The sequence below is a fragment of the Pantoea sp. X-Soil-YNGN-775 genome, from assembly GCF_059730575.1.
In genome coordinates this window covers 3,804,719-3,827,787 of the sequence record NZ_AP035945.1, presented here as the reverse complement: position 1 = coordinate 3,827,787, position 23,069 = coordinate 3,804,719, and the positions used below count along the sequence as shown (strand labels likewise).

Annotated in this window: 33 protein-coding genes, 2 tRNA genes and 1 rRNA gene; 30 read left to right on the top strand and 6 right to left on the bottom strand. The window is 52.4% G+C overall.

Annotated elements, in window-relative coordinates; genetic code table 11:
• Positions 1-1,097: 1,097 nt before the first annotated feature.
• The 21 genes from AC6I8I_RS17980 (at position 1,098) to AC6I8I_RS17880 (ending at position 11,414) form a co-directional block, all read left to right on the top strand.
• A complete protein-coding gene (locus AC6I8I_RS17980; RefSeq protein ID WP_312057171.1) occupies positions 1,098-1,568 on the top strand; it encodes a hypothetical protein in 471 nt (156 codons plus the stop codon).
• A gap of 127 nt (positions 1,569-1,695) precedes the next feature.
• The gene (gene rplN / locus AC6I8I_RS17975; protein WP_006120590.1) at positions 1,696-2,067 is read left to right on the top strand and encodes a 50S ribosomal protein L14; all 372 of its coding nucleotides are present in this window, start codon (positions 1,696-1,698) and stop codon (positions 2,065-2,067) included.
• Between the two features lie 10 nt (positions 2,068-2,077).
• Positions 2,078-2,392, top strand: a complete 315-nt coding sequence (rplX, locus tag AC6I8I_RS17970) for a 50S ribosomal protein L24 (RefSeq protein ID WP_003850150.1) — start codon at positions 2,078-2,080, stop codon at positions 2,390-2,392.
• 14 nt (positions 2,393-2,406) lie between these two features.
• Positions 2,407-2,946 carry a 50S ribosomal protein L5 gene (gene rplE / locus AC6I8I_RS17965; RefSeq protein WP_031376676.1) on the top strand — a complete coding sequence of 180 codons (540 nt, stop codon included), beginning with the start codon at positions 2,407-2,409 and terminating at the stop codon, positions 2,944-2,946.
• Between the two features lie 14 nt (positions 2,947-2,960).
• Complete coding sequence (rpsN, locus tag AC6I8I_RS17960) at positions 2,961-3,266, top strand: 30S ribosomal protein S14 (protein WP_010618564.1); 306 nt, start codon at positions 2,961-2,963, stop codon at positions 3,264-3,266.
• A 32-nt stretch (positions 3,267-3,298) separates the two neighbouring features.
• Positions 3,299-3,691 (top strand): 30S ribosomal protein S8, encoded by a 393-nt coding sequence (gene rpsH, locus AC6I8I_RS17955; protein WP_031376675.1) that lies wholly within the window; start codon positions 3,299-3,301, stop codon positions 3,689-3,691.
• Positions 3,692-3,703: 12 nt separating this feature from the next.
• Positions 3,704-4,237: a 50S ribosomal protein L6 gene (gene rplF, locus AC6I8I_RS17950; RefSeq protein ID WP_003850161.1), complete on the top strand. Its 534-nt coding sequence runs from the start codon at positions 3,704-3,706 to the stop codon at positions 4,235-4,237.
• Between the two features lie 9 nt (positions 4,238-4,246).
• Complete coding sequence (gene rplR / locus AC6I8I_RS17945; protein ID WP_031376674.1) at positions 4,247-4,600, top strand: 50S ribosomal protein L18; 354 nt, start codon at positions 4,247-4,249, stop codon at positions 4,598-4,600.
• Positions 4,601-4,614: 14 nt separating this feature from the next.
• Positions 4,615-5,115, top strand: a complete 501-nt coding sequence (gene rpsE, locus AC6I8I_RS17940) for a 30S ribosomal protein S5 (protein ID WP_003850164.1) — start codon at positions 4,615-4,617, stop codon at positions 5,113-5,115.
• Between the two features lie 5 nt (positions 5,116-5,120).
• Positions 5,121-5,300, top strand: a complete 180-nt coding sequence (rpmD, locus tag AC6I8I_RS17935) for a 50S ribosomal protein L30 (protein ID WP_031376672.1) — start codon at positions 5,121-5,123, stop codon at positions 5,298-5,300.
• 3 nt (positions 5,301-5,303) lie between these two features.
• On the top strand, positions 5,304-5,738 hold the full coding sequence (gene rplO / locus AC6I8I_RS17930) for a 50S ribosomal protein L15 (RefSeq protein ID WP_159861842.1): 435 nt from the start codon (positions 5,304-5,306) through the stop codon (positions 5,736-5,738).
• Positions 5,739-5,745: 7 nt separating this feature from the next.
• Positions 5,746-7,077, top strand: coding sequence for a preprotein translocase subunit SecY (gene secY / locus AC6I8I_RS17925; RefSeq protein ID WP_003850175.1), 1,332 nt, complete (start codon positions 5,746-5,748; stop codon positions 7,075-7,077).
• 32 nt (positions 7,078-7,109) lie between these two features.
• Complete coding sequence (rpmJ, locus tag AC6I8I_RS17920) at positions 7,110-7,226, top strand: 50S ribosomal protein L36 (protein WP_004160566.1); 117 nt, start codon at positions 7,110-7,112, stop codon at positions 7,224-7,226.
• Between the two features lie 146 nt (positions 7,227-7,372).
• Positions 7,373-7,729 (top strand): 30S ribosomal protein S13, encoded by a 357-nt coding sequence (rpsM, locus tag AC6I8I_RS17915; protein WP_003850176.1) that lies wholly within the window; start codon positions 7,373-7,375, stop codon positions 7,727-7,729.
• A gap of 16 nt (positions 7,730-7,745) precedes the next feature.
• Positions 7,746-8,135, top strand: coding sequence for a 30S ribosomal protein S11 (gene rpsK, locus AC6I8I_RS17910; RefSeq protein WP_004160563.1), 390 nt, complete (start codon positions 7,746-7,748; stop codon positions 8,133-8,135).
• Between the two features lie 32 nt (positions 8,136-8,167).
• Positions 8,168-8,788, top strand: a complete 621-nt coding sequence (gene rpsD / locus AC6I8I_RS17905; protein WP_008927131.1) for a 30S ribosomal protein S4 — start codon at positions 8,168-8,170, stop codon at positions 8,786-8,788.
• 25 nt (positions 8,789-8,813) lie between these two features.
• The gene (locus AC6I8I_RS17900; protein WP_003850179.1) at positions 8,814-9,803 is read left to right on the top strand and encodes a DNA-directed RNA polymerase subunit alpha; all 990 of its coding nucleotides are present in this window, start codon (positions 8,814-8,816) and stop codon (positions 9,801-9,803) included.
• 40 nt (positions 9,804-9,843) lie between these two features.
• Positions 9,844-10,230, top strand: a complete 387-nt coding sequence (rplQ, locus tag AC6I8I_RS17895) for a 50S ribosomal protein L17 (protein ID WP_009087575.1) — start codon at positions 9,844-9,846, stop codon at positions 10,228-10,230.
• A 97-nt stretch (positions 10,231-10,327) separates the two neighbouring features.
• Complete coding sequence (locus AC6I8I_RS17890) at positions 10,328-10,699, top strand: DnaJ family domain-containing protein (RefSeq protein ID WP_312057167.1); 372 nt, start codon at positions 10,328-10,330, stop codon at positions 10,697-10,699.
• Positions 10,700-11,116 carry a Zn(2+)-responsive transcriptional regulator gene (zntR, locus tag AC6I8I_RS17885; RefSeq protein ID WP_312057166.1) on the top strand — a complete coding sequence of 139 codons (417 nt, stop codon included), beginning with the start codon at positions 10,700-10,702 and terminating at the stop codon, positions 11,114-11,116. It begins immediately after the preceding gene.
• 58 nt (positions 11,117-11,174) lie between these two features.
• Positions 11,175-11,414: an alternative ribosome-rescue factor A gene (locus AC6I8I_RS17880; protein WP_312057165.1), complete on the top strand. Its 240-nt coding sequence runs from the start codon at positions 11,175-11,177 to the stop codon at positions 11,412-11,414.
• Here the strand turns inward: AC6I8I_RS17880 and mscL are convergent.
• From mscL to def, 5 genes are all read right to left on the bottom strand, one after another.
• The gene (gene mscL, locus AC6I8I_RS17875; RefSeq protein WP_031376667.1) at positions 11,411-11,821 is read right to left on the bottom strand and encodes a large-conductance mechanosensitive channel protein MscL; all 411 of its coding nucleotides are present in this window, start codon (positions 11,819-11,821) and stop codon (positions 11,411-11,413) included. The genes AC6I8I_RS17880 and mscL overlap by 4 nt on opposite strands.
• Positions 11,822-11,942: 121 nt before the next feature.
• Complete coding sequence (trkA, locus tag AC6I8I_RS17870; protein ID WP_312057164.1) at positions 11,943-13,319, bottom strand: Trk system potassium transporter TrkA; 1,377 nt, start codon at positions 13,317-13,319, stop codon at positions 11,943-11,945.
• An 18-nt stretch (positions 13,320-13,337) separates the two neighbouring features.
• A complete protein-coding gene (rsmB, locus tag AC6I8I_RS17865) occupies positions 13,338-14,639 on the bottom strand; it encodes a 16S rRNA (cytosine(967)-C(5))-methyltransferase RsmB (protein WP_497828161.1) in 1,302 nt (433 codons plus the stop codon).
• A 49-nt stretch (positions 14,640-14,688) separates the two neighbouring features.
• Entirely contained in the window at positions 14,689-15,633 is a 945-nt protein-coding gene (fmt, locus tag AC6I8I_RS17860; RefSeq protein WP_312057162.1) for a methionyl-tRNA formyltransferase, read from the bottom strand.
• A gap of 20 nt (positions 15,634-15,653) precedes the next feature.
• Positions 15,654-16,166 (bottom strand): peptide deformylase, encoded by a 513-nt coding sequence (def, locus tag AC6I8I_RS17855; protein WP_312057161.1) that lies wholly within the window; start codon positions 16,164-16,166, stop codon positions 15,654-15,656.
• 115 nt (positions 16,167-16,281) lie between these two features.
• Here def and dprA point away from each other — a divergent pair, with 115 nt between their 5' ends.
• The 6 genes from dprA to AC6I8I_RS17825 are packed head-to-tail and all read left to right on the top strand — an operon-like array spanning position 16,282 to position 20,067.
• A complete protein-coding gene (dprA, locus tag AC6I8I_RS17850; protein ID WP_312057160.1) occupies positions 16,282-17,397 on the top strand; it encodes a DNA-protecting protein DprA in 1,116 nt (371 codons plus the stop codon).
• Positions 17,369-17,842, top strand: coding sequence for a DUF494 family protein Smg (gene smg, locus AC6I8I_RS17845; RefSeq protein ID WP_069729811.1), 474 nt, complete (start codon positions 17,369-17,371; stop codon positions 17,840-17,842). The genes dprA and smg overlap by 29 nt, the downstream gene beginning before the upstream one ends.
• 24 nt (positions 17,843-17,866) lie before the next feature.
• Positions 17,867-18,412, top strand: a complete 546-nt coding sequence (locus tag AC6I8I_RS17840; protein ID WP_312057158.1) for a DNA topoisomerase family protein — start codon at positions 17,867-17,869, stop codon at positions 18,410-18,412.
• Positions 18,413-18,418: 6 nt separating this feature from the next.
• Positions 18,419-18,991 carry an L-threonylcarbamoyladenylate synthase type 1 TsaC gene (tsaC, locus tag AC6I8I_RS17835; RefSeq protein ID WP_312057156.1) on the top strand — a complete coding sequence of 191 codons (573 nt, stop codon included), beginning with the start codon at positions 18,419-18,421 and terminating at the stop codon, positions 18,989-18,991.
• A gap of 3 nt (positions 18,992-18,994) precedes the next feature.
• Positions 18,995-19,813 (top strand): shikimate dehydrogenase, encoded by an 819-nt coding sequence (gene aroE, locus AC6I8I_RS17830; RefSeq protein ID WP_312057155.1) that lies wholly within the window; start codon positions 18,995-18,997, stop codon positions 19,811-19,813.
• Entirely contained in the window at positions 19,810-20,067 is a 258-nt protein-coding gene (locus AC6I8I_RS17825; protein WP_312057154.1) for a DUF1488 family protein, read from the top strand. The genes aroE and AC6I8I_RS17825 overlap by 4 nt, the downstream gene beginning before the upstream one ends.
• Here AC6I8I_RS17825 and AC6I8I_RS17820 read toward each other — a convergent pair.
• The gene (locus AC6I8I_RS17820) at positions 20,034-20,588 is read right to left on the bottom strand and encodes a gamma carbonic anhydrase family protein (RefSeq protein ID WP_312057175.1); all 555 of its coding nucleotides are present in this window, start codon (positions 20,586-20,588) and stop codon (positions 20,034-20,036) included. The genes AC6I8I_RS17825 and AC6I8I_RS17820 overlap by 34 nt on opposite strands.
• Before the next feature lie 491 nt (positions 20,589-21,079).
• Between AC6I8I_RS17820 and AC6I8I_RS17815 the strand changes: the two genes are divergently transcribed.
• The 3 genes from AC6I8I_RS17815 to AC6I8I_RS17805 all read left to right on the top strand — a co-directional run bounded on the left by AC6I8I_RS17815 (position 21,080) and on the right by AC6I8I_RS17805 (position 22,993).
• Positions 21,080-22,621: ribosomal RNA gene (locus AC6I8I_RS17815) — 16S ribosomal RNA — on the top strand.
• A gap of 73 nt (positions 22,622-22,694) precedes the next feature.
• Positions 22,695-22,771: transfer RNA gene (locus AC6I8I_RS17810), tRNA-Ile, on the top strand.
• 146 nt (positions 22,772-22,917) lie between these two features.
• Positions 22,918-22,993: transfer RNA gene (locus AC6I8I_RS17805), tRNA-Ala, on the top strand.
• Positions 22,994-23,069 lie beyond the last annotated feature (76 nt).

Genomic DNA, 23,069 nt, shown 5'->3' with positions numbered 1-23,069 from the left:
GTTAGCTTGTTAGCTTGTTAGCTTGTTAGCTTGTCAGCGCGCGAGCGTCGTGTGATACCAGAGCGCTGCTAATCAGTGACTCAGCGTCTGGTCTGCCGCTATCATCCATTGCCCCTTAATGACATCCAGCAGGTGATAGCATGCAAAGAACGCTGTTATTTAAGCACGCCTGTGATAGGCATGGATGCTGCACGGCGAGAAATCCGTCACGCCAGCATCCTGATTAAGGCAAATACTCTCATCGCCGTAGGGCGCTGAGCCAGTGCCTTAATGCGCGGATGAAATCGTCGAGCGGTACAGGTACATCGTTATTGCCGGATTGATCAATCCCCATCATTACGTGTCCCGGAGCCTAACCTGGGCTATCCCCGCGGTGCAAACTGCTGAGGTGTTCAACTGGCTGACCCCACTCTATCCGCTGTAGCAGCACCTGACACCAGAGATAATATGCATTTCAACTCAGATATCGAAGGTGGGCTGCTGCTCACGAGCTTTCCCACCATAAGCGATCGCCTGTATTTCAATTCCTACTGCCGGCCAGATGACAGCATTGAAACGGCGACTGGAATAGGAATGCATTTCCATGCCAGTCACGGCAGCATGAGTGCGGTGGGCTGCCGCCCGACGGGCTGGTAAACGATGAGGCGACGATAGTAACCGATGCCCGGCGGGTGACAGATCGCTATCACGGTGCCCGCCATGGGGCGATGCTCCATGTGGGGATAGCGCCATGCTCGTCATTTTCATTCAGCCGAAAGCTGTAAGTCCCGCTGCTGCGCTGGTGCGTACCAGGGTGTTTCAATGCCAACTCATCCGGAAGAAAATGATAACCATATCCGTTTTAGCCTTAAGACATTCCCTATGTTGCCGGCACAGCAGATGAATGAGGGCATGACGGCTGTTATGCGCACTGCGTTAAGCGGGAGCGGTATGGCATTGAGCGGTTTGCGCAAGCCGCAGCGGGTGTCGCGCTCGGTCCCGGCTCCAGTATGCGGCCTGGGTCGGGGAGGAACACCCCGATACATCATATATGCGATGCCGCTGTCCCTGTCGGGTTGGATGTTAATGGCTCTGCTTCTAAATGACAGCGCAGAGAGATGACAGCAGCAGTGCGTCAGGCGATGCTGCTGCAACGTGTCGGCTTTGGACCCGATGCGATGACAGCGCCTCCGGCACCTGAGCTGGCGACGCTGGCAGCCGAGAAAGGGTTTAATCGTGCTGAGATGGGAATCCTCACTCCCGGCACAATGGCCACGCGGGCGGCTTTCGACCTGAACCAGACGGAGAGGCCGGGGCATGATCTTGCCCCGGCACGGGTGTTCTGTAATCCGGAGCCGGTGGCATACAGCATCGTCAACGGCCCAGGGGACACGGCCACCTGGTCGGAATTGACCTTCCGGCGCTGCTGCGTCAGCATAACCAACCGGCCAGTAAACGGGTTAGTGGGGCCAATCAGACACTTTATTACAGAAGCGACGAAAAATAAGGCAGATTACATTTGCTACTGTTCGCACTATTCCCTAGAATACGCCCTCCCTGTCATCAGGGAAAATCAGCGGCTCGATTGAGAGCCGTTTATTTTTTCTACCCATCTGTGAGAACCGGTGTTACAATGCCGCGCCCTCAATTATGGGGCTTTCTAACGACCTGAGGTTTAGGTCCCGAAGTAGTAGTTGACATTAGCGGAGCACTAAAATGATCCAAGAACAGACTATGCTGAACGTCGCCGACAACTCCGGTGCACGTCGCGTAATGTGTATCAAGGTTCTGGGTGGCTCGCACCGTCGCTACGCAGGCGTCGGTGACATCATCAAAGTTACCATCAAGGAAGCAATTCCGCGTGGTAAAGTCAAAAAAGGTGATGTCCTGAAGGCGGTAGTGGTGCGCACCAGGAAGGGTGTTCGTCGCCCGGACGGTTCTGTCATTCGCTTCGATGGTAATGCATGCGTTATTTTAAACAATAACAGTGAGCAGCCTATCGGTACGCGTATTTTTGGGCCGGTAACTCGTGAACTTCGTACTGAAAAGTTCATGAAAATTATCTCTCTGGCACCAGAAGTACTCTAAGGAGCGAACAATGGCAGCTAAAATCCGTCGTAACGACGAAGTTATCGTGTTAACCGGTAAAGATAAAGGTAAGCGCGGTAAAGTTAAGAATGTCCTGTCTTCTGGTAAGGTCATCGTTGAAGGTATCAACCTGGTGAAGAAACATCAGAAGCCGGTTCCGGCTCTGAACCAACCAGGTGGCATCGTTGAAAAAGAAGCTGCAATTCAGGTTTCTAACGTTGCACTGTTCAATGCGGCAACTGGTAAGGCTGACCGTGTAGGCTTTAGATTCGAAGACGGCAAAAAAGTCCGTTTCTTCAAGTCTAACAGCGAAACTATCAAGTAATTTGGAGTAGTACGATGGCGAAACTGCATGATTACTACAAAGACGAAGTAGTCCAGAAACTCATGACAGAGTTTGGCTACAATTCTGTCATGCAAGTCCCTCGGGTCGAGAAGATCACCCTGAACATGGGTGTTGGTGAAGCGATCGCTGACAAGAAACTGCTGGATAACGCAGCAGCTGACCTGGCAGCAATCTCCGGTCAAAAACCGCTGGTCACCAAAGCACGCAAATCAGTTGCAGGCTTCAAAATCCGTCAGGGCTATCCGATCGGCTGTAAAGTAACTCTGCGTGGCGAACGCATGTGGGAGTTCTTTGAGCGTCTGATCACCATTGCTGTTCCACGTATCCGTGACTTCCGTGGCTTGTCCGCTAAGTCATTCGATGGTCGTGGCAACTACAGCATGGGTGTACGTGAGCAGATCATCTTCCCAGAAATCGACTACGACAAAGTCGATCGCGTTCGTGGTTTGGATATTACCATTACCACTACTGCGAAATCTGATGATGAAGGCCGTGCTCTGCTGGCTGCCTTTGACTTCCCGTTCCGTAAGTAAGGTAGGGTTACTTAATGGCTAAGCAATCTATGAAAGCACGCGAAGTTAAGCGTGTGAAATTAGCAGACAAATTCTTCGCAAAACGCGCTGAACTGAAAGCGATCATTTCTGATGTGAACGCTTCCGACGAAGATCGTTGGAATGCCGTTCTGAAGCTGCAGAGTCTGCCGCGTGATTCCAGCCCTTCACGTCAGCGTAACCGCTGCCGTCAAACAGGTCGTCCGCACGGTTTCCTGCGGAAGTTTGGGTTGAGCCGTATCAAGGTCCGCGAAGCCGCCATGCGCGGTGAAATCCCGGGCCTGAAGAAGGCTAGCTGGTAATTGTCACCAATTGAATCACGGGAGTAACACAGATGAGCATGCAAGATCCGATCGCGGATATGCTGACCCGTATCCGTAACGGTCAGGCCGCGAACAAAGTTGCGGTCACCATGCCTTCCTCCAAGCTGAAATTGGCAATTGCCAACGTTCTGAAGGAAGAAGGATATATTGAAGATTTCAAAATCGAAGGCGACACCAAGCTGGAACTGGAACTGACTCTTAAGTATTTCCAGGGCAAAGCGGTTGTGGAAAGCATTCAGCGAGTAAGCCGTCCTGGTCTGCGCATCTATAAGAAAAAAGATGAGCTGCCAAAGGTAATGGCTGGTATGGGCATCGCTGTAGTTTCTACATCTAAAGGTGTCATGACTGATCGTGCAGCGCGCCAGGCAGGTCTTGGTGGCGAAATTATCTGCTACGTAGCGTAATCGGAGGATACTATGTCTCGTGTTGCTAAAGCACCTGTCGTTGTTCCTGCCGGCGTAGAGGTAAAACTCAACGGTCAGGTAATTTCGATTAAAGGTAAGAACGGCGAGCTGACTCGTACTATCAATGATGCTGTTGAAGTTAAGCATGCTGACAACGCTCTGACTTTCGCTCCGCGCGAAGGTTTCGTTGACGGCTGGGCGCAGGCGGGTACTTCTCGCGCGCTGCTGAACGCAATGGTTATCGGTGTTACCGAAGGCTTCACTAAGAAGCTGCAGCTGGTTGGTGTAGGTTATCGTGCAGCCGTTAAAGGCGACGTGGTAAACCTGTCTCTGGGCTTTTCTCATCCAGTCGATCACCAGCTGCCCGCAGGTATCACTGCAGAATGTCCGACTCAGACTGAAATCGTGCTGAAAGGCGCTGATAAACAGCTGATCGGCCAGGTTGCAGCTGACTTGCGCGCCTACCGTCGTCCTGAGCCTTATAAAGGCAAGGGTGTCCGTTACGCCGACGAAGTCGTGCGTACCAAAGAGGCTAAGAAGAAGTAAGGTAACACTATGGATAAGAAATCTGCTCGTATCCGTCGTGCGACCCGTGCACGTCGCAAGCTCAAAGAGCTGGGTGCTACTCGCCTGGTGGTACATCGTACCCCGCGTCATATTTACGCACAGGTAATCGCCCCGAACGGTTCTGAAGTTCTGGTCGCTGCTTCTACAGTAGAAAAAGCTATCACTGAACAACTGAAGTATACCGGTAATAAAGAAGCCGCAGCTGCAGTAGGTAAAGTTATTGCAGAACGCGCAATCGAAAAAGGCATCACTGGTGTTTCTTTCGACCGTTCCGGTTTCCAATATCATGGTCGCGTCCAGGCACTGGCAGATGCTGCCCGTGAAGCTGGCCTTCAGTTCTAAGGTAGAGGTCTAAGATGGCACACATCGAGAAACAAGCTGGCGAACTGCAGGAAAAACTGATCGCGGTAAACCGTGTTTCTAAAACTGTTAAAGGTGGTCGTATTTTCTCCTTCACAGCACTGACTGTGGTAGGCGATGGTAATGGTCGCGTAGGTTTTGGTTACGGTAAAGCGCGTGAAGTTCCAGCAGCGATCCAGAAAGCGATGGAGAAAGCCCGTCGCAACATGGTTAACGTCGCGCTGACCAACGGCACCCTGCAGCACCCAGTTAAAGGTGCACACACGGGTTCCCGCGTGTTCATGCAGCCGGCTTCAGAAGGTACCGGTATTATTGCCGGTGGTGCAATGCGCGCCGTCCTGGAAGTCGCTGGAGTTCATAACGTTCTGGCAAAAGCCTATGGTTCCACCAACCCGATTAACGTGGTTCGTGCAACTATCGACGGCCTGGGCAATATGAAATCTCCGGAAATGGTCGCTGCTAAGCGTGGTAAATCCGTTGAAGAAATTCTGGGGTAATCACGATGGCTAAGACTATTAAAATCACTCAAACCCGCAGTGCTATTGGCCGTTTGCCTAAGCATAAAGCCACTCTGGTTGGCCTGGGTCTGCGTCGTATTGGCCACACCGTTGAGCGTGAAGATACGCCTGCAGTACGCGGTATGGTTAACGCGGTTTCCTATATGGTTAAAGTGGAGGAGTAAGAGATGCGTCTAAATACTCTGTCTCCGGCCGAAGGGTCTAAGCACGCGAGCAAGCGTCTGGGTCGTGGTATCGGTTCTGGTCTCGGTAAAACCGGTGGTCGTGGTCACAAAGGTCAGAACTCACGTTCTGGCGGTGGCGTACGTCGCGGTTTCGAGGGCGGTCAGATGCCTCTGTATCGTCGTCTGCCGAAATTCGGTTTCACCTCTCGCAAAGCAATGATCACCACAGAGATTCGTCTGTCTGATCTGGCGAAAGTTGAAGGCGGTATCGTAGACCTGAATACGCTGAAAGCGGCCAATATTATCGGTGTCCAGATTGAATTTGTTAAAATCATTCTTTCTGGTGAAGTTTCTGCACCGGTAACGGTTCGCGGCCTGCGTGTCACCAAAGGTGCTCGTGCTGCAATCGAAGCTGCTGGCGGTAAAATTGAGGAATAAGTAGCAGATGGCTAAACAACCGGGGTTAGATTTTCAAAGTGCCAAAGGCGGCTTTGGTGAACTGAAACGCAGACTGCTGTTTGTAATCGGTGCACTGATTGTCTTCCGTATTGGCTCTTTCATTCCGATCCCTGGTATTGATGCCACTGTACTTGCCAAACTGCTTGAGCAACAGCGTGGCACCATCATTGAAATGTTTAACATGTTCTCTGGTGGTGCTCTCAGCCGTGCTTCTATTTTCGCACTGGGTATCATGCCGTATATTTCGGCATCGATTATCATCCAGTTATTAACGGTGGTTCATCCAGCGTTAGCGGAAATCAAGAAAGAAGGGGAGGCTGGCCGTCGTAAGATTAGTCAGTACACCCGATACGGTACGTTGGTATTGGCTATATTTCAGTCGATCGGTATTGCTACCGGTTTACCGAATATGCCAGGAATGCAGGGCCTGGTGATGAATCCAGGCTTTGCCTTCTACTTTACCGCTGTTGTGAGTCTGGTCTCAGGGACAATGTTCCTGATGTGGCTGGGCGAACAGATTACTGAGCGCGGTATCGGTAACGGTATTTCGATCATTATCTTCGCAGGTATTGTTGCGGGTCTCCCGCCGGCCATTGGCCATACCATCGAGCAAGCGCGGCAAGGTGACCTGCACTTCCTTCTGTTGCTGTTGGTTGCAGTACTCGTATTCGCCGTGACCTTCTTTGTTATTTTCGTTGAGCGTGGTCAACGCCGCATTGTGGTGAACTATGCAAAACGTCAGCAAGGTCGTCGTGTCTACGCTGCACAGAGCACACATTTACCGTTGAAAGTGAACATGGCGGGCGTAATCCCGGCTATTTTTGCTTCCAGCATTATTCTGTTCCCGGCAACGATTGCATCGTGGTTCGGGGGCGGTACCGGTTGGAACTGGCTGACAACAATTTCGCTGTATTTGCAGCCAGGACAGCCGCTTTATGTGCTACTCTATGCGACTGCAATCATCTTCTTCTGTTTCTTCTATACGGCGTTGGTTTTCAACCCGCGTGAAACAGCAGATAACCTGAAGAAGTCTGGTGCATTCGTACCGGGAATTCGTCCGGGAGAGCAAACGGCGAAGTACATCGATAAAGTTATGACGCGTTTAACCTTAATCGGTGCGCTGTACATCACTTTTATCTGCCTTATCCCGGAGTTCATGCGTGATGCGATGAAGGTTCCCTTCTACTTTGGCGGTACTTCACTGCTCATCGTAGTGGTCGTCATCATGGACTTTATGGCTCAAGTGCAAACTCTGATGATGTCAAGTCAGTACGAGTCGGCACTGAAGAAAGCTAACCTGAAGGGCTACGGCCGTTAATTCAGGTGGTTGAGAAGTTACGGAGAGTAAAAATGAAAGTTCGTGCTTCCGTCAAGAAATTATGTCGTAACTGCAAAATCATTCGTCGCGACGGTGTCGTCCGTGTGATCTGCAGCGCCGAGCCAAAGCATAAACAGCGCCAAGGCTGATTTTGTCACATATTTTTCTTGCAAAGTCGGGTTGAGCTGGCTAGATTAGCCAGCCAATCTTTTGTATGTCAGTGCGTTTCCATTTGAGTATCCTGAAAACGGGCTTTTCAGCATGGGACGTGCTTATTTAATTATAGGAGTGCATAGTGGCCCGTATAGCAGGCATTAACATTCCTGATCAAAAACATACCGTTATCGCATTAACTTCGATCTTCGGTATCGGTAAAACCCGTTCAAAAGCCATCTGCGCTTCAACGGGTATTGCTGAAAATGTTAAGATCAGTGAGCTGTCTGAAGAACAAATTGATCAGCTGCGTGATGCAGTTGCGAAATTCGTTGTAGAAGGTGATCTGCGCCGTGAAATCACCCTGAGCATCAAGCGTCTTATGGACCTTGGTTGCTACCGTGGTTTGCGCCATCGTCGTGGTCTTCCGGTTCGCGGTCAGCGTACTAAGACCAACGCACGTACCCGTAAGGGTCCGCGTAAACCGATCAAGAAATAATCGGGGTGAGTAAATAATGGCAAAGGCACCAGTTCGTGCACGTAAGCGTGTAAGAAAACAAGTCTCAGATGGCGTGGCTCATGTCCATGCTTCTTTTAACAACACCATCGTTACTATTACTGATCGTCAGGGTAACGCACTGGGTTGGGCAACCGCCGGTGGTTCCGGTTTCCGCGGTTCACGTAAATCCACTCCGTTTGCTGCTCAGGTCGCTGCAGAGCGCTGTGCAGAAGCGGTAAAAGATTACGGTATTAAGAACCTGGAAGTTATGGTTAAGGGTCCGGGTCCGGGTCGCGAATCAACAATTCGTGCACTGAACGCCGCTGGTTTCCGCATCACTAATATTACTGATGTGACTCCGATCCCTCATAACGGTTGTCGTCCGCCGAAAAAACGTCGCGTATAACGCCCGTTTTTTAGGATAGTTGGAGAAAGAAAATGGCAAGATATTTGGGTCCTAAGCTCAAGCTGAGCCGTCGTGAGGGCACTGACTTATTCCTTAAGTCTGGCGTTCGCGCGATTGATTCCAAGTGTAAGATCGAACAAGCGCCTGGTCAGCATGGTGCGCGTAAACCGCGTCTGTCTGATTACGGCGGTCAGTTACGTGAGAAGCAGAAAGTTCGTCGTATCTACGGCGTGCTCGAGCGTCAGTTCCGTAACTACTATAAAGAAGCAGCACGTCTGAAAGGCAACACCGGTGAAAACCTGTTGGCTCTGCTGGAAGGCCGTCTGGACAACGTAGTTTATCGTATGGGCTTTGGTGCCACTCGTGCGGAAGCACGTCAGCTGGTGAGCCATAAGTCTGTTCTGGTAAATGGCCGCGTTGTTAACATCGCTTCTTATCAGGTATCTCCGAATGATGTCGTTAGCATCCGTGAGAAAGCCAAAAAGCAATCTCGCGTGAAGGCCGCTCTGGAGCTGGCTGAGCAGCGTGAAAAGCCAACCTGGCTGGAAGTTGATGCGACTAAGATGGAAGGTGTGTTCAAGCGTATTCCTGAGCGTACTGATCTGTCTGCGGACATTAACGAACACCTGATCGTCGAGCTTTACTCTAAGTAAAGCTTAGTACCAAAGAGAGGACACAATGCAGGGTTCTGTGACAGAGTTTCTAAAACCGCGCCTGGTAGATATCGAGCAAGTGAGTTCGACGCACGCCAAGGTGACCCTTGAGCCTTTAGAGCGTGGCTTTGGCCATACTCTTGGTAACGCACTGCGCCGTATTCTGCTTTCTTCCATGCCGGGTTGCGCGGTGACCGAGGTTGAAATTGATGGTGTACTACATGAGTACAGCACCAAAGAGGGCGTACAGGAAGATATCCTGGAAATCCTGCTCAACCTGAAAGGGCTGGCGGTAAGAGTTCAGGGTAAAGATGAAGTCATTCTGACCCTGAATAAATCTGGCATTGGCCCTGTGACTGCAGCCGACATTACCCATGATGGTGATGTCGAAATCGTCAAGCCTCAGCACGTGATCTGCCATCTGACCGATGAGAACGCCGCTATCAGCATGCGTATCAAAGTTCAGCGTGGTCGTGGTTATGTGCCGGCTTCTGCCCGAATTCATTCGGAAGAAGATGAGCGCCCAATCGGCCGCCTGTTGGTTGACGCTTGCTACAGCCCTGTAGACCGTATTGCCTACAATGTTGAAGCAGCGCGCGTCGAACAGCGCACCGACCTGGATAAGCTGGTCATCGAAATGGAAACCAACGGTACAATCGATCCTGAAGAGGCGATTCGTCGTGCGGCAACCATTCTGGCAGAACAACTTGAAGCTTTCGTTGACTTACGTGATGTACGTCAGCCGGAAGTTAAAGAAGAGAAACCAGAATTCGATCCGATCCTGCTGCGCCCTGTTGACGATCTGGAATTGACTGTCCGCTCTGCTAACTGCCTTAAGGCAGAAGCTATCCACTACATCGGTGATCTGGTACAGCGTACCGAGGTTGAGCTGCTTAAAACGCCTAACCTGGGTAAAAAATCTCTTACTGAGATTAAAGATGTGCTGGCCTCACGTGGTCTTTCTCTGGGCATGCGCCTCGAGAACTGGCCGCCGGCAAGCATTGCTGATGAATAACCCGATCACAGGTTAAGGTTTCACTGAGAAGGATAAGGTCATGCGCCATCGTAAGAGTGGTCGTCAACTGAACCGCAACAGCAGCCATCGTCAGGCTATGTTCCGTAACATGGCTGGCTCTCTGGTTCGTCATGAGATCATCAAGACGACTCTGCCGAAAGCCAAAGAGTTGCGCCGCGTAGTTGAGCCGCTGATTACTCTTGCCAAGACCGACAACGTAGCTAATCGTCGTCTGGCATTCGCCCGCACTCGTGATAACGAGATCGTGGCAAAACTGTTTAATGAGCTGGGCCCGCGTTTCGCGAGCCGTGCCGGTGGTTACACTCGCATTCTGAAGTGTGGCTTCCGCGCTGGTGACAACGCTCCGATGGCATACATCGAGCTGGTTGATCGTCCAGAAGCTCAAGCAGAAGCAGCTGCAGAGTAATCTGTAGTAAAGTAAAAAACCCGCTTCGGCGGGTTTTTTATTGCCCAAAATTTACTACCTTTAGGGCTGAGTAATTCGCTAAGCTGAGGAGTCGACAATGTGGCTGGTTGATCAACTTGCAGAGCAACACATTAAAGCCGCGCTGGAAAAGGGCGAACTGAGCCAGCTACCGGGTGAAGGTAAGCCGCTTCAGCTTGATGATGACAGTCATGTGCCGCCAGAACTTCGCGCTGGCTATCGCCTGCTAAAGAACGCCGGTTTCCTGCCGCCCGAACTCGAATTGCGTCGTGAAGCGATCGAAGTTAACGATTTGCTACGCCAGCTCGATCCCGCCGATCCACGTTATCAGGATCAGCATCGCCGCCTTAAGGTTCTGGAACTCCGGCTTCAGCAAGCCGGCATGCGCACCGATTTTCTGCATGGTGACTATGCCACTGCACTCCAGCAACGTTTTAATCAGGAGAAATAGATGTTCAGGATTGGTCAGTTGGCAAAACTCGCCGACGTTACGCCAGATACCATCCGTTTCTATGAGAAACAGCAAATGATGGATCATGATGGACGAACTGAAGGCGGTTTCCGCTTGTACAGTGAAAGCGATCTGCAACGCCTGAAGTTTATCCGCTACGGCCGCAAACTTGGCTTCAGTCTCGAAGCCATCCGGGAGCTGCTATCAATCCGCGTTGATCCGGCACATCACACCTGCCAGGAATCGAAGTCGATTGTTGAAAAACGACTCAATGAGGTTGCGCAGATGATTGCAGAGCTGGAAACCATGCAGCGCTCGCTTCAGCATCTGTCGGATGCCTGCTGTGGTGACAGTCACAGTAGCATTTCGTGCTCAATTCTCGAAGCCCTCGAACGCGGTGAGAGTCTGAGCAGTTAGAGATATTGTTTTTTTCATCCAAAGGAATAAAGTATCTCCGATTCCAACAGGAGGAACCATGAGTAAATATCAGCATACTAAAGGGCAGATTCGCGACAATGCGATTGAAGCACTGTTACATGATCCACTATTTCGGCAGCGCATAGAACAGAAGCAAAAGGGGAAGGGAAGTTTTAAACGCAAAGATAAACACGTTAAGGGACAGAGTTGGGAGGCCAGTGATAAGACAGCATCTTATCACTGGCCTTCTGCTTTCAGCGCGAAAAAAACCGCCAGGCAGGCGGCTTATTTTTCTTAAACCCGGGTATTTTGCTGCTTCAGTAAATCACGAATTTCTGTCAGCAGGACTTCTTCATTGGATGGCTTGGCAGCCGGCTTCTCGACTTCTTTTTTAGTGTAGAGGCGGTTCATCAGCTTGATCGCCATGAAAATGGCAAAGGCGATGATGACAAAGTCGAAGATGGTCTGCAGAAACACACCGTACTGCATCACAACGGCAGGCGTATCACCGACCGCAGGCTTAAGCACCCAGCTAAACGATTTGAAGTCGACACCACCAATCAGCAGACCCAACGGCGGCATAATGATGTTGGCAACTAATGACGACACGATCTTGCCAAACGCGGCACCGATGATCACACCCACCGCCAGATCCACCACGTTACCGCGCATTGCGAAATCACGAAACTCTTTGAATAAACTCATACTTATCTCCTTGCCCTGGCCAATGCCCTAAAGTCTAACAAACCCTGCTGTTTTTGCCATTATCCCATGGAATTAAGCGGCAGTTTCCCGCTGGGTTAATTCACCGGTAATCAGGCTGCCGTTACAGGAAAAACGGACTCGGCTGGAACAGTCTTTCGACATCCGAGACAAACTTCTTGTCGGTCAGGAACATGATGACATGATCGCCTTGCTCAATGCGCAGGTTGTCATTGGCAATCATCACATCATCGCCGCGTACTACCGCACCAATGATGGTGCCAGGCGGCAATTTAATATCATCAATTGAGCGACCGACCACGCGTGAGGTGGTTTCGTCACCGTGTGCTATCGCTTCGATCGCTTCGGCTATGCCACGTCGGAGTGAAGATACGCCAACGATATCAGCTTTACGTACGTGGCCCAGCAAGGCGGAAATGGTGGCCTGCTGCGGCGAAATCGCAATGTCGATCACGCTGCCCTGTACCAGGTCGACATAGGCGCGGCGCTGGATCAGCACCATCACTTTTTTGGCTCCCATCTTTTTCGCCAGCATGGCGGACATGATGTTGGCTTCATCGTCATTAGTGACGGCGATGAACAGATCGACCTGCTCGACATGTTCTTCTGCCAGCAGCTCCTGATCGGACGCATCACCATAAAAAACGATGGTGTCCTGCAGATGTTCTGCCAGTTCTGCGGCGCGCTGTGGATTACGTTCAATCAGCTTAACGCTGTAATTTTTCTCCAGCCGCTGCGCCAGACCAAAACCAATATTGCCGCCGCCCACCAGCATAATGCGTTTGTACGGTTTCTCCAGTCGCTGCATTTCGCTCATCACTGCCCGAATGTTTTGGCTGGCGGCGATGAAAAACACTTCGTCGCCCGCTTCAACAATGGTTGAGCCTTGCGGACGGATGGGGCGATCCTGACGAAAAATGGCGGCTACGCGCGTATCGATGTGCGGCATGTGCTCACGCAGGATAGAGAGCGGATTACCGACCAGCGGCCCGCCATAATAGGCTTTCACCACTGCCAGGCTGACTTTGCCTTCGGCAAAATTCACCACCTGTAACGCACCGGGATACTGGATCAGCCGGTAAATATTATCGATCACTAACTGTTCGGGTGAGATCAGGTGATCAATAGGGACCGCTTCAGGAATAAACAGTTTATCCGCATCGCGCAGATAGTCTGCTGCGCGGATCCGGGCGATACGATTAGGCGTATTGAAAAGCGAATAGGCAATCTGGCAGGCGATCATATTGGTTTCATCGGAATTAGTCACGGCGACCAACATGTCGGCATCTTCCGCACCCGCTTCACGCAGTATCCGCGGATGCGAACCATGACCCTGTACCACGCGCAGATCGAACTTGTCCTGCAGATGACGTAAGCGCGCTGCGTCGGTATCGACCACGGTGATATCGTTGTTTTCACCGACCAGGTTTTCTGCCAGCGTCCCGCCGACCTGTCCTGCACCCAGAATGATTATTTTCATCGCTCATCAACGCTCATATCAATTAGCATCCGGTTTTTTTATCAGCTTAGCGTAGAAGAAACCATCTCCTCCTTCAGCCTCCGGAAAGACCTGCCAGCCACTGGCCGGCGCATCCCGCAGCGGCTGCGCTTCAGCATTGGACTGACGCTGTAAAAAGGCTTCAATTTGTTGATGATTCTCTTCCGGCAGGATCGAACAGGTGGCGTAGAGCAGGGTGCCGCCAGGTTTGAGATGTGGCCAGACCGCATCCAGAATTTCGCTTTGCAGCCTCGCCAGTTCAGCGATGTCGCGATCGCGACGCAGCCATTTAATATCCGGATGACGACGAATGACGCCGGTTGCTGAGCAGGGCGCATCCAGCAGAATACGATCAAACTGACGTTCGCCGCACCACAGCTGTGGGGTACGTCCATCACCCTGTTTCACTTCAGCTTTCATTCCCAGACGCTGAAGATTTTCATCTACGCGTTTAAGGCGCTGCGCATCCACATCCACCGCCAGTACCTGAGCCTCAGGAGCCACCTCCAGAATGTGGGTTGTTTTGCCGCCTGGCGCAGCGCACAGGTCAAGAATCTGCTCGCCATCCTGTGGCTCCAGCAGTAACGCGCAACGCTGGGCTGATAAATCCTGAACGGTCACCCAGCCCTGGTCGAAACCGGGTAACTGGCCGACCGGTGCCGGTGATTCAAGACGCAGCGCATCCGGTGCATCTGCGGCGGGGTGCGCAAGCTTACCGCTGTCGGTCAGCATCGCCAGCCATCCGTCACGGTCGTGATGCTGACGGTTGACGCGCAACCACATCGGCGGTCGCAGGTTGTTTGCTTCTACGATCTGCTGCCACTGCTCCGGCCAGGCGTGCTGTAATCGCTTTAACAGCCAGCCCGGGTGCAGATAGCGTTGCGGACCCTTCTGAATACTGGCAAGCAACTCTTCTCTCTGACGCTGATACTGACGCAAAACGCCGTTCAGCAACCCTTTCAGGCTGGTCCGTTTCAGGACCTCAGCACCGGCAACCGTTTCAGCCAGTGCCGCATGAGCAGGAACGCGGGTATATTCCAGCTGATAAAGGCCGACCATAATCAGGTAATGCAGAACACGTTGTTTACCGGTAAGTGGACGCTCCATCAGCTTGCCGATTAAGGCTTCAAGCTGCGGCAGCGTACGCAATACGCCAAAGCAGATCTCCTGCACTAACGCGCTGTCTTTATCAGAGAGTTTTTTCTGCGCCGCCGGTAATGCCGTATTGAGCGATTCGCCCTTATCGACAACGCGTTCAATGAGCTGAGCGCAGAGGCTACGCAGGTTAGTTGATTTATTCATAGGGTTTTGTCATCAAACAAAAAGCCCGGTGCATGACCGGGCCAGAGAGTCAGTCCAGAAGGGTTCCAGCTTCAAACCATTCCCGGCGCGAGTTGAGAAGATCCTGAGCCAACATCGGTTTTTTACCGGCGGGCTGCAACTGCAACAGATTAAGCACACCCTGAGCGGTAGCCACCTGGATGCCATACTTATCAGCTCGGATGATTTCACCGGGCTGATGATCGCTGTGGGGCAATACGCTGGCCTGCCAGACTTTAACCGGCTGGTCATCAACCGTGAAGAAGCTCATCGGCCAGGGGTTAAATGCCCGGATACAGCGTTCGAGCTGTTCGGCCGATAGCATCCAGTCCAGACGTGCCTCTTCTTTACTCAGCTTCTCAGCGTAATTAGCGAGTGAATTATCCTGCTTTTCGGGCACCGCCTGCTGGCTGGCGAGTAAGCTCAGCGTATCAAGCAAGCCCTGCGGCCCCAGCTGCGCCAGCTTGTCGTACAGTGTCGCGCTGGTATCCTGAGCGGTGATCGGGCAGGTCAGTTTATGCAGCATATCACCGGTATCTAAGCCCACATCCATCTGCATGATGGTGATACCGGTTTCGCTGTCACCCGCCCAGAGCGCACGCTGAATCGGCGCTGCGCCACGCCAGCGCGGCAGCAGGGAACCATGCACATTGATACAGCCGAGACGCGGCATATCGAGCACCGCTTTCGGTAAAATCAGCCCGTATGCCACCACAACCATCACATCGGCCTGTAAATCGGCGACCAGCTGCTGGTTCTCTTCAGGTCGCAGCGACTTAGGCTGATAAACCGGAATATCGTGTGCCAGCGCCAGCGTTTTAACCGGGCCGGGCGTTAACTTGTTACCGCGACCGGCGGGACGGTCGGGCTGGGTGAATACGCCAACTACCTGATGCTCAGAAGCAAGCAGCGCGTCAAGATGACGCGCTGCAAAGTCAGGTGTGCCGGCAAAGATAATTTTTAGCGGGGCAGACACGTTTATCCCTTCTTCGATGCTCAGGAAGCCTGCGCGTTCTGGCGCGCCAGCTTCTCTAACCTGGTTTTGATTCGCTGGCGTTTTAAAGGCGACAGGTAATCAATAAACAGCTTGCCCTCCAGATGATCGATCTCATGCTGGATGCAAATGGCCAGCAGATCGCTGGCTTCCAGTTCAAAACTGTTACCGTCACGATCCAGTGCGCGAACTTTTACCCGTTCCGCGCGCGGCACAAAAGCACGCTGTTCAGGGATAGAGAGACAACCCTCTTCGATACCTGTTTCGCCGCTTTTTTCCAGCAGTTCCGGGTTGATCAATACTAAACGCTCTTCACGACTCTCAGAAACATCGATAACGATGATGCGCTGGTGGATGTCCACCTGAGTAGCGGCCAGACCGATACCTTCTTCGGCGTACATGGTCTCGAACATATCATCAACGATACGCTGAACGTCCGCGTTAACCTCTTTGACGGGCGCTGCGATTTTGCGGAGGCGCTCGTCAGGGAAATGTAATACCTGCAAAACTGACATAAATATCCAGATCTGTATTCGGTTATGAAAAGATTACTACCTCATATTGTAGACTTTTTGAGGGCTGATTGACAGCATTCTGCGGCAGGAAGCCAGCGGGATCAGGGAGTCAGAAATGGACAAAATAGCGCGCTATGTACGGCTGGCTACGGTCAGTGGAATGACCGGCAGACGCTGGGTTGAAATGGCTACTCATCTGGACGCCGCAGGTGACAATCTTACGCTGGCCGGGCTGGATGCCGCGCAACGCCAGCAGTACCATGCGCTGCCCGAAAAGCGGGTGGATGAGGTCCGCAACTGGCTGGTAAGCAGCCACCATCATCATCTGATCACTGCCCTCGATACCGGTTATCCTGCCCTGTTAACAGAAACCGCACGTTTTCCTCCGGTGCTGTATATTCAGGGCGATCCTGGTGTACTAAATCATCCTCAGCTGGCCGTAGTAGGCAGCCGTAACGGGTCACACTCTGGCCGTTACTGGTGCGACTGGTTTACCCAGCAACTGGCGCTGAGCGGCCTCACCATTACCAGCGGGCTGGCACGCGGTATTGACGGTGTGGCGCATCAGGCTGCCCTCAACGTGGGAGGTAAAACGGTGGCGGTATTAGGCAGTGGCCTTCAGCACCTCTACCCGAAGAGTCATCTGCGTCTGGCCGGCGAGATTGTTGAGCAGGGCGGCGCGCTTATCTCAGAGTTTCCACTGACCACTATTCCCCATCCACACAACTTTCCGCGTCGTAATCGTATTATCAGCGGTTTAAGCCTGGGCGTGCTGGTGGTTGAAGCGTCGCTGAAGAGCGGTTCACTGGTAACTGCCCGTTATGCACTGGAACAGAACCGGAATGTCTACGCACTGCCTGGCGCATTAGGTAATCCGCTGAGTGAGGGCGTTAACTGGCTGATTCAACAGGGGGCGCTGCTGGTGGCTCATCCGAATAATATTTTGGAGGATCTGGCGAGTGCGCTGAACTGGTTACCGATTACACACTCAGACCAAATTTATTCTGATGTCAGTGACGTTGCTCCATTGCCATTTGCTGATGTGTTGGCTAACGTAGGTGATGATGTTACACCTGTTGACGTTGTCGCTGAACGTGCCGGCCAACCTGTGCCAGTTATCTCAGCTCAGTTGCTGGAACTGGAGTTAGCAGGATGGATCGCAGCTGTACCCGGCGGCTATGTCCGATTAAGGAGGGCATGCCATGTTCGACGTACTCATGTACTTGTTTGAGACATATATCCACAACGAAGCAGAAATGGGTGTTGATCAGGACAGATTGACAGATGACTTGACGGATGCCGGGTTTCATCGTGAAGATATTTACAGCGCGTTGAACTGGTTAGAAAGGTTGGCCGACTATCAGGAAGGGCTGGTTGCGCCAATTTTGCTGGCAAATGATCCGCTCTCTATGCGCATCTATACCGATGAAGAGAGCAACCGTTTAGATGCTGAAAGCCGTGGTTTCCTGCTTTTCCTGGAACAAATCCAGGTGCTGAGTCTGGAAACGCGCGAAATGGTTATCGAACGAGTCATGGCGCTTGATACCCCTGAGTTTGACTTAGAGGATCTCAAATGGGTGGTGCTGATGGTGTTGTTTAACATCCCTGGATGTGAAAACGCGTATCAGCAAATGGAAGAACTGCTATTCGACGTCAATGAAGGTATGCTGCATTAAATTTCCTTTCATGCATTCATCGTTATGAGTAAAGCTGCACTCTTCACCGTGCGTAAACAGGATCCCTGCCCCGCTTGCGGGGCAGAACTGGTTATACGCTCCGGCAAACACGGCCCGTTTTTGGGCTGCGCAAACTATCCTGCATGTGACTATATTCGGCCCCTGAAAAGCCAGGCGGACGGACACGTGGTCAAAGTGCTGGAAGGACACGCCTGCCCGGACTGCGGCGCGGATAAAGTATTACGTCAGGGGCGCTTTGGCATGTTTATCGGCTGCAGCCACTATCCGGAATGCGGCTATACCGAAACCATCGACAAACCGGATGAAACTACGCTGGCGTGTCCGCAATGTCAGCAAGGTAAATTAGTGCAGCGACGTTCACGCTACGGCAAAACGTTTCATTCCTGCGATCGTTATCCGGCTTGTCAGTTTGCGGTGAACCTGACGCCCGTGGCTGGCACCTGTCCCTATTGCCAGTTTCCACTATTAGTAGAAAAGAAGACGGCGCAGGGCGTTAAACGCTTTTGTGCCAGTAAGAGTTGTGGCAAAGCCATCGCTGAAGAGAACTAAGACATTATGGATAATCATCATCTCGCCGGCTCACTTGAGCATTGTGTGAATCAACTGAACCGTCAGGCGGTTATTGCCTATCCGACTGAAGCGGTGTTTGGGCTGGGTTGCGATCCTGACAGCGAGTCTGCCGTTATGGCATTGCTGGCGCTGAAACAGCGTCCGGTCGAAAAGGGGCTGATCCTTATTGCTGCGGATTATTCGCAGCTCGAACCCTATATTTCCGATCGCGAACTTTCGGTGATTCAGCGTGAACGGATGTTCGCCAGTTGGCCGGGCCCGGTGACCTTTGTGGTGCCAGTTCCACCGCAGACGCCACGCTGGTTAACCGGACAGTTCGATTCGCTGGCTATTCGCGTCAGCGATCATCCCGATGTGCAGGCGCTTTGCCGCTCGTTTGGTAAACCGCTGGTTTCAACCAGTGCCAATCTTTCGGGCCAGCCTCCATGCCGCACGGTCGAAGAGGTGAAGCGTCAGTTTGGCGATGAGTTCCCGGTCTTATCGGGCAAAACGGGTGGACGGCAGAACCCCTCAGAAATCCGCGATGTCATCAGCGGCGAACTTATACGTCAAGGCTAACTCATGGACCAATTCGCCGTTTTCGGTAATCCCATCAACCACAGCAAGTCGCCGTTAATTCATCAGGCTTTTGCAGAACAGACCGGGATAGAGCATCGTTATGGTCGGATCTGCGCGCCGGTAGAGGGATTTCCGCAGGCGCTGACCGCATTTTTTGAACAGGGAGGGCAAGGTGCGAATGTCACTCTTCCTTTCAAACAGCAGGCGTGGGAGCTTGCCGATCAGCTCAGCGAGCGTGCTGCCCGTTCGGGTGCGGTAAATACCGTGAAGAAACTCAGCGATGGTCAGATCTTTGGTGATAACACCGATGGCATTGGCCTGTTGAGTGATCTTCAGCGGCTGGCGATGATCAAACCCGGTGATAAAGTGTTGCTGGTGGGGGCAGGCGGCGCAGCTCGCGGTGTGATCCTGCCGCTGCTGTCAGCCGGGGCCACAATTACGATCGTCAACCGTACCTTTACCCGGGCCGAAGAGCTGGCAGACCTGTTCCGGCAAAACGGCGCAATTTATGCTTGTGGCTTTGAGCAGCTGGCAGACAAATCCTTTGATCTGGTGATCAATGCAACATCAAGCGGCGTAGACGGCAAAACGCCGCCTCTGCCTGTGACACTTATTCATGCTGATTTGCGCTGTTATGACATGTTCTACCAACGCGGGCTGACGCCTTTCCTGCAGTGGTGCCAGGCGCAGGGCGCACGCTATCTGGCGGATGGATTGGGGATGCTGGTGGGCCAGGCAGCACATGCCTTTCATCTATGGCACGGCGTGATGCCAGAAATTACCCCGGTGATTGCGCAGCTGAAGCAGGCCATGCGGTCATGAATCAGGCAATCCAGTTTCCCGATGATGAGCACTATGACGCAGCACGTCAGGCCATCTGTTTTCCGGTGCTGGTAAACGGCATGCGGCTGACCTGTGCCATCGGCATCGGGCCATTAAAATCCCGCTTTGGTGAGGGAGAAGCGATGATGCTGTTTCAGCACCATCGCTGGGATCTGGAAGAGGAAGCCGAAGCGGCTATCCGTCAGGACGAGGTCGATAATCAGGGCTGGGTCTGGTTATCTGCGCCAGGGTAATCATTTTTCCAGCTGACATAGTTGCTGGCCGAGTAGCGTAACCCTTCTTTTTCCTGCTCGTTAAGCGGACGGACCTGCCTGACCGGACTGCCGAGGTATAGGTAGCCGCTCTCCAGTCGTTTACCCGGCGGCACCAGGCTTCCGGCACCAATCATCACCTCTTCTTCTACTATTACCCCATCCAGCAGGATTGACCCCATGCCGATCAGTACACGATCGCCAATAGTGCAGCCGTGCAGCATCGCTTTATGTCCTACCGTGACCTCCTGACCAATAATAAGCGGAAAGCCTTGCGGGTTTGACGCCGACTTATGCGTGACATGCAGCACGCTGCCATCCTGAATATTGCTACGGGCGCCAATGCGAACCTGGTTCACGTCGCCGCGAATCACGACCAGTGGCCAGATACTGACGTCATCTTCCATAATGACGTCACCGACGACGACACTACTTGGATCGACCATAACGCGCTGGCCGGTTTGCGGGAAAAGATCTTTATACGGGCGAAGGGCGGAAGTCATCATGTTCTCCTTTATGCTGAATTGATGGCAGCCTGATGTGATTTCAGGCAGCTGACAAGCCTATTCTGGCTCGGATCGCTGGCGATCTCACCAATCTGGATCATTTATAACCATTCAGAAAAAAGATCCAAAAAAAGGGTTGTGCTCTGAAGCGGGATCCCTATAATGCGCCTCCATCGACACGGAACAACGGCTTACCGGCCGCCGGGTTGAAAGGCACAGGAGACTGCGCCGCCGGAGAAAAACTTCTGAAAAAGAAGTTGACTCTGAGGGAGGAAAGCGTAATATACGCCACCTCGCGACAGACGGTTAACCCGCTGCTCGCACTGCTCTTTAACAATTTATCAGACAATCTGTGTGGGCACTCGCAGGATTGATATCAGCGTCTCCGGACGTAAAAAATATCAAGTCTCACGAGTGAACACATAATGAAATTCATTATGACGTTTTACAGATGAGCACCGCTTAACTTGTTTAAGCAAATCAAACTTAAATTGAAGAGTTTGATCATGGCTCAGATTGAACGCTGGCGGCAGGCCTAACACATGCAAGTCGGACGGTAGCACAGAGGAGCTTGCTCCTTGGGTGACGAGTGGCGGACGGGTGAGTAATGTCTGGGGATCTGCCCGATAGAGGGGGATAACCACTGGAAACGGTGGCTAATACCGCATAACGTCGCAAGACCAAAGAGGGGGACCTTCGGGCCTCTCACTATCGGATGAACCCAGATGGGATTAGCTAGTAGGCGGGGTAATGGCCCACCTAGGCGACGATCCCTAGCTGGTCTGAGAGGATGACCAGCCACACTGGAACTGAGACACGGTCCAGACTCCTACGGGAGGCAGCAGTGGGGAATATTGCACAATGGGCGCAAGCCTGATGCAGCCATGCCGCGTGTATGAAGAAGGCCTTCGGGTTGTAAAGTACTTTCAGCGGGGAGGAAGGCGATGTGGTTAATAACCGCGTCGATTGACGTTACCCGCAGAAGAAGCACCGGCTAACTCCGTGCCAGCAGCCGCGGTAATACGGAGGGTGCAAGCGTTAATCGGAATTACTGGGCGTAAAGCGCACGCAGGCGGTCTGTTAAGTCAGATGTGAAATCCCCGGGCTTAACCTGGGAACTGCATTTGAAACTGGCAGGCTTGAGTCTCGTAGAGGGGGGTAGAATTCCAGGTGTAGCGGTGAAATGCGTAGAGATCTGGAGGAATACCGGTGGCGAAGGCGGCCCCCTGGACGAAGACTGACGCTCAGGTGCGAAAGCGTGGGGAGCAAACAGGATTAGATACCCTGGTAGTCCACGCCGTAAACGATGTCGACTTGGAGGTTGTTCCCTTGAGGAGTGGCTTCCGGAGCTAACGCGTTAAGTCGACCGCCTGGGGAGTACGGCCGCAAGGTTAAAACTCAAATGAATTGACGGGGGCCCGCACAAGCGGTGGAGCATGTGGTTTAATTCGATGCAACGCGAAGAACCTTACCTACTCTTGACATCCAGCGAACTTTCCAGAGATGGATTGGTGCCTTCGGGAACGCTGAGACAGGTGCTGCATGGCTGTCGTCAGCTCGTGTTGTGAAATGTTGGGTTAAGTCCCGCAACGAGCGCAACCCTTATCCTTTGTTGCCAGCGATTCGGTCGGGAACTCAAAGGAGACTGCCGGTGATAAACCGGAGGAAGGTGGGGATGACGTCAAGTCATCATGGCCCTTACGAGTAGGGCTACACACGTGCTACAATGGCGCATACAAAGAGAAGCGACCTCGCGAGAGCAAGCGGACCTCACAAAGTGCGTCGTAGTCCGGATCGGAGTCTGCAACTCGACTCCGTGAAGTCGGAATCGCTAGTAATCGTGGATCAGAATGCCACGGTGAATACGTTCCCGGGCCTTGTACACACCGCCCGTCACACCATGGGAGTGGGTTGCAAAAGAAGTAGGTAGCTTAACCTTCGGGAGGGCGCTTACCACTTTGTGATTCATGACTGGGGTGAAGTCGTAACAAGGTAACCGTAGGGGAACCTGCGGTTGGATCACCTCCTTACCTGAAGATACCTTCCCGCGAAGTGCTCACACAGATTGTCTGATAAAAAGTAACGAGCAGAAAAAACCTCTACAGGCTTGTAGCTCAGGTGGTTAGAGCGCACCCCTGATAAGGGTGAGGTCGGTGGTTCAAGTCCACTCAGGCCTACCAAATTTCTTCTCATGCTGCGTTATGCGCGCGGTCGTTTACCTGAGTAAACGTCCCTTACGCATGCCTTGCCTGAAAAGAAATTGCATCCTTAACGCAAGGATGTTTACTCGGTTGAGTGGTAGTAGTGGTCTCTGCAGTAACTGTATGGGGCTATAGCTCAGCTGGGAGAGCGCCTGCCTTGCACGCAGGAGGTCAGCGGTTCGATCCCGCTTAGCTCCACCATACCGTTTTACTGTTTTTTCTGAAAAATACTTCAGAGCGTACCGGCAACGGTGTGCTGCGAAGTATTATGCTCTTT

What these genes read in the sequence shown, in the direction of transcription:
- AC6I8I_RS17890 (WP_312057167.1), top strand. Translation starts at nt 10,328, where the DNA reads ATGTGGCTGGTTGATCAACTTGCAGAGCAACACATTAAAGCCGCGCTG.
- def (WP_312057161.1), bottom strand. Translation starts at nt 16,166, where the DNA reads ATGTCAGTTTTGCAGGTATTACATTTCCCTGACGAGCGCCTCCGCAAA.
- rplX (WP_003850150.1), top strand. Translation starts at nt 2,078, where the DNA reads ATGGCAGCTAAAATCCGTCGTAACGACGAAGTTATCGTGTTAACCGGT.
- zntR (WP_312057166.1), top strand. Translation starts at nt 10,700, where the DNA reads ATGTTCAGGATTGGTCAGTTGGCAAAACTCGCCGACGTTACGCCAGAT.
- trkA (WP_312057164.1), bottom strand. Translation starts at nt 13,319, where the DNA reads ATGAAAATAATCATTCTGGGTGCAGGACAGGTCGGCGGGACGCTGGCA.
- AC6I8I_RS17900 (WP_003850179.1), top strand. Translation starts at nt 8,814, where the DNA reads ATGCAGGGTTCTGTGACAGAGTTTCTAAAACCGCGCCTGGTAGATATC.
- rplR (WP_031376674.1), top strand. Translation starts at nt 4,247, where the DNA reads ATGGATAAGAAATCTGCTCGTATCCGTCGTGCGACCCGTGCACGTCGC.
- mscL (WP_031376667.1), bottom strand. Translation starts at nt 11,821, where the DNA reads ATGAGTTTATTCAAAGAGTTTCGTGATTTCGCAATGCGCGGTAACGTG.
- AC6I8I_RS17980 (WP_312057171.1), top strand. Translation starts at nt 1,098, where the DNA reads ATGACAGCAGCAGTGCGTCAGGCGATGCTGCTGCAACGTGTCGGCTTT.
- AC6I8I_RS17820 (WP_312057175.1), bottom strand. Translation starts at nt 20,588, where the DNA reads ATGACTTCCGCCCTTCGCCCGTATAAAGATCTTTTCCCGCAAACCGGC.
- aroE (WP_312057155.1), top strand. Translation starts at nt 18,995, where the DNA reads ATGGACCAATTCGCCGTTTTCGGTAATCCCATCAACCACAGCAAGTCG.
- rpsN (WP_010618564.1), top strand. Translation starts at nt 2,961, where the DNA reads ATGGCTAAGCAATCTATGAAAGCACGCGAAGTTAAGCGTGTGAAATTA.
- rplF (WP_003850161.1), top strand. Translation starts at nt 3,704, where the DNA reads ATGTCTCGTGTTGCTAAAGCACCTGTCGTTGTTCCTGCCGGCGTAGAG.
- rsmB (WP_497828161.1), bottom strand. Translation starts at nt 14,639, where the DNA reads ATGAATAAATCAACTAACCTGCGTAGCCTCTGCGCTCAGCTCATTGAA.
- rplQ (WP_009087575.1), top strand. Translation starts at nt 9,844, where the DNA reads ATGCGCCATCGTAAGAGTGGTCGTCAACTGAACCGCAACAGCAGCCAT.
- rpsD (WP_008927131.1), top strand. Translation starts at nt 8,168, where the DNA reads ATGGCAAGATATTTGGGTCCTAAGCTCAAGCTGAGCCGTCGTGAGGGC.
- rplN (WP_006120590.1), top strand. Translation starts at nt 1,696, where the DNA reads ATGATCCAAGAACAGACTATGCTGAACGTCGCCGACAACTCCGGTGCA.
- rpsE (WP_003850164.1), top strand. Translation starts at nt 4,615, where the DNA reads ATGGCACACATCGAGAAACAAGCTGGCGAACTGCAGGAAAAACTGATC.
- secY (WP_003850175.1), top strand. Translation starts at nt 5,746, where the DNA reads ATGGCTAAACAACCGGGGTTAGATTTTCAAAGTGCCAAAGGCGGCTTT.
- AC6I8I_RS17840 (WP_312057158.1), top strand. Translation starts at nt 17,867, where the DNA reads ATGAGTAAAGCTGCACTCTTCACCGTGCGTAAACAGGATCCCTGCCCC.
- tsaC (WP_312057156.1), top strand. Translation starts at nt 18,419, where the DNA reads ATGGATAATCATCATCTCGCCGGCTCACTTGAGCATTGTGTGAATCAA.
- rpsH (WP_031376675.1), top strand. Translation starts at nt 3,299, where the DNA reads ATGAGCATGCAAGATCCGATCGCGGATATGCTGACCCGTATCCGTAAC.
- rplE (WP_031376676.1), top strand. Translation starts at nt 2,407, where the DNA reads ATGGCGAAACTGCATGATTACTACAAAGACGAAGTAGTCCAGAAACTC.
- AC6I8I_RS17825 (WP_312057154.1), top strand. Translation starts at nt 19,810, where the DNA reads ATGAATCAGGCAATCCAGTTTCCCGATGATGAGCACTATGACGCAGCA.
- rpmJ (WP_004160566.1), top strand. Translation starts at nt 7,110, where the DNA reads ATGAAAGTTCGTGCTTCCGTCAAGAAATTATGTCGTAACTGCAAAATC.
- smg (WP_069729811.1), top strand. Translation starts at nt 17,369, where the DNA reads ATGTTCGACGTACTCATGTACTTGTTTGAGACATATATCCACAACGAA.
- dprA (WP_312057160.1), top strand. Translation starts at nt 16,282, where the DNA reads ATGGACAAAATAGCGCGCTATGTACGGCTGGCTACGGTCAGTGGAATG.
- rpmD (WP_031376672.1), top strand. Translation starts at nt 5,121, where the DNA reads ATGGCTAAGACTATTAAAATCACTCAAACCCGCAGTGCTATTGGCCGT.
- rpsK (WP_004160563.1), top strand. Translation starts at nt 7,746, where the DNA reads ATGGCAAAGGCACCAGTTCGTGCACGTAAGCGTGTAAGAAAACAAGTC.
- AC6I8I_RS17880 (WP_312057165.1), top strand. Translation starts at nt 11,175, where the DNA reads ATGAGTAAATATCAGCATACTAAAGGGCAGATTCGCGACAATGCGATT.
- rplO (WP_159861842.1), top strand. Translation starts at nt 5,304, where the DNA reads ATGCGTCTAAATACTCTGTCTCCGGCCGAAGGGTCTAAGCACGCGAGC.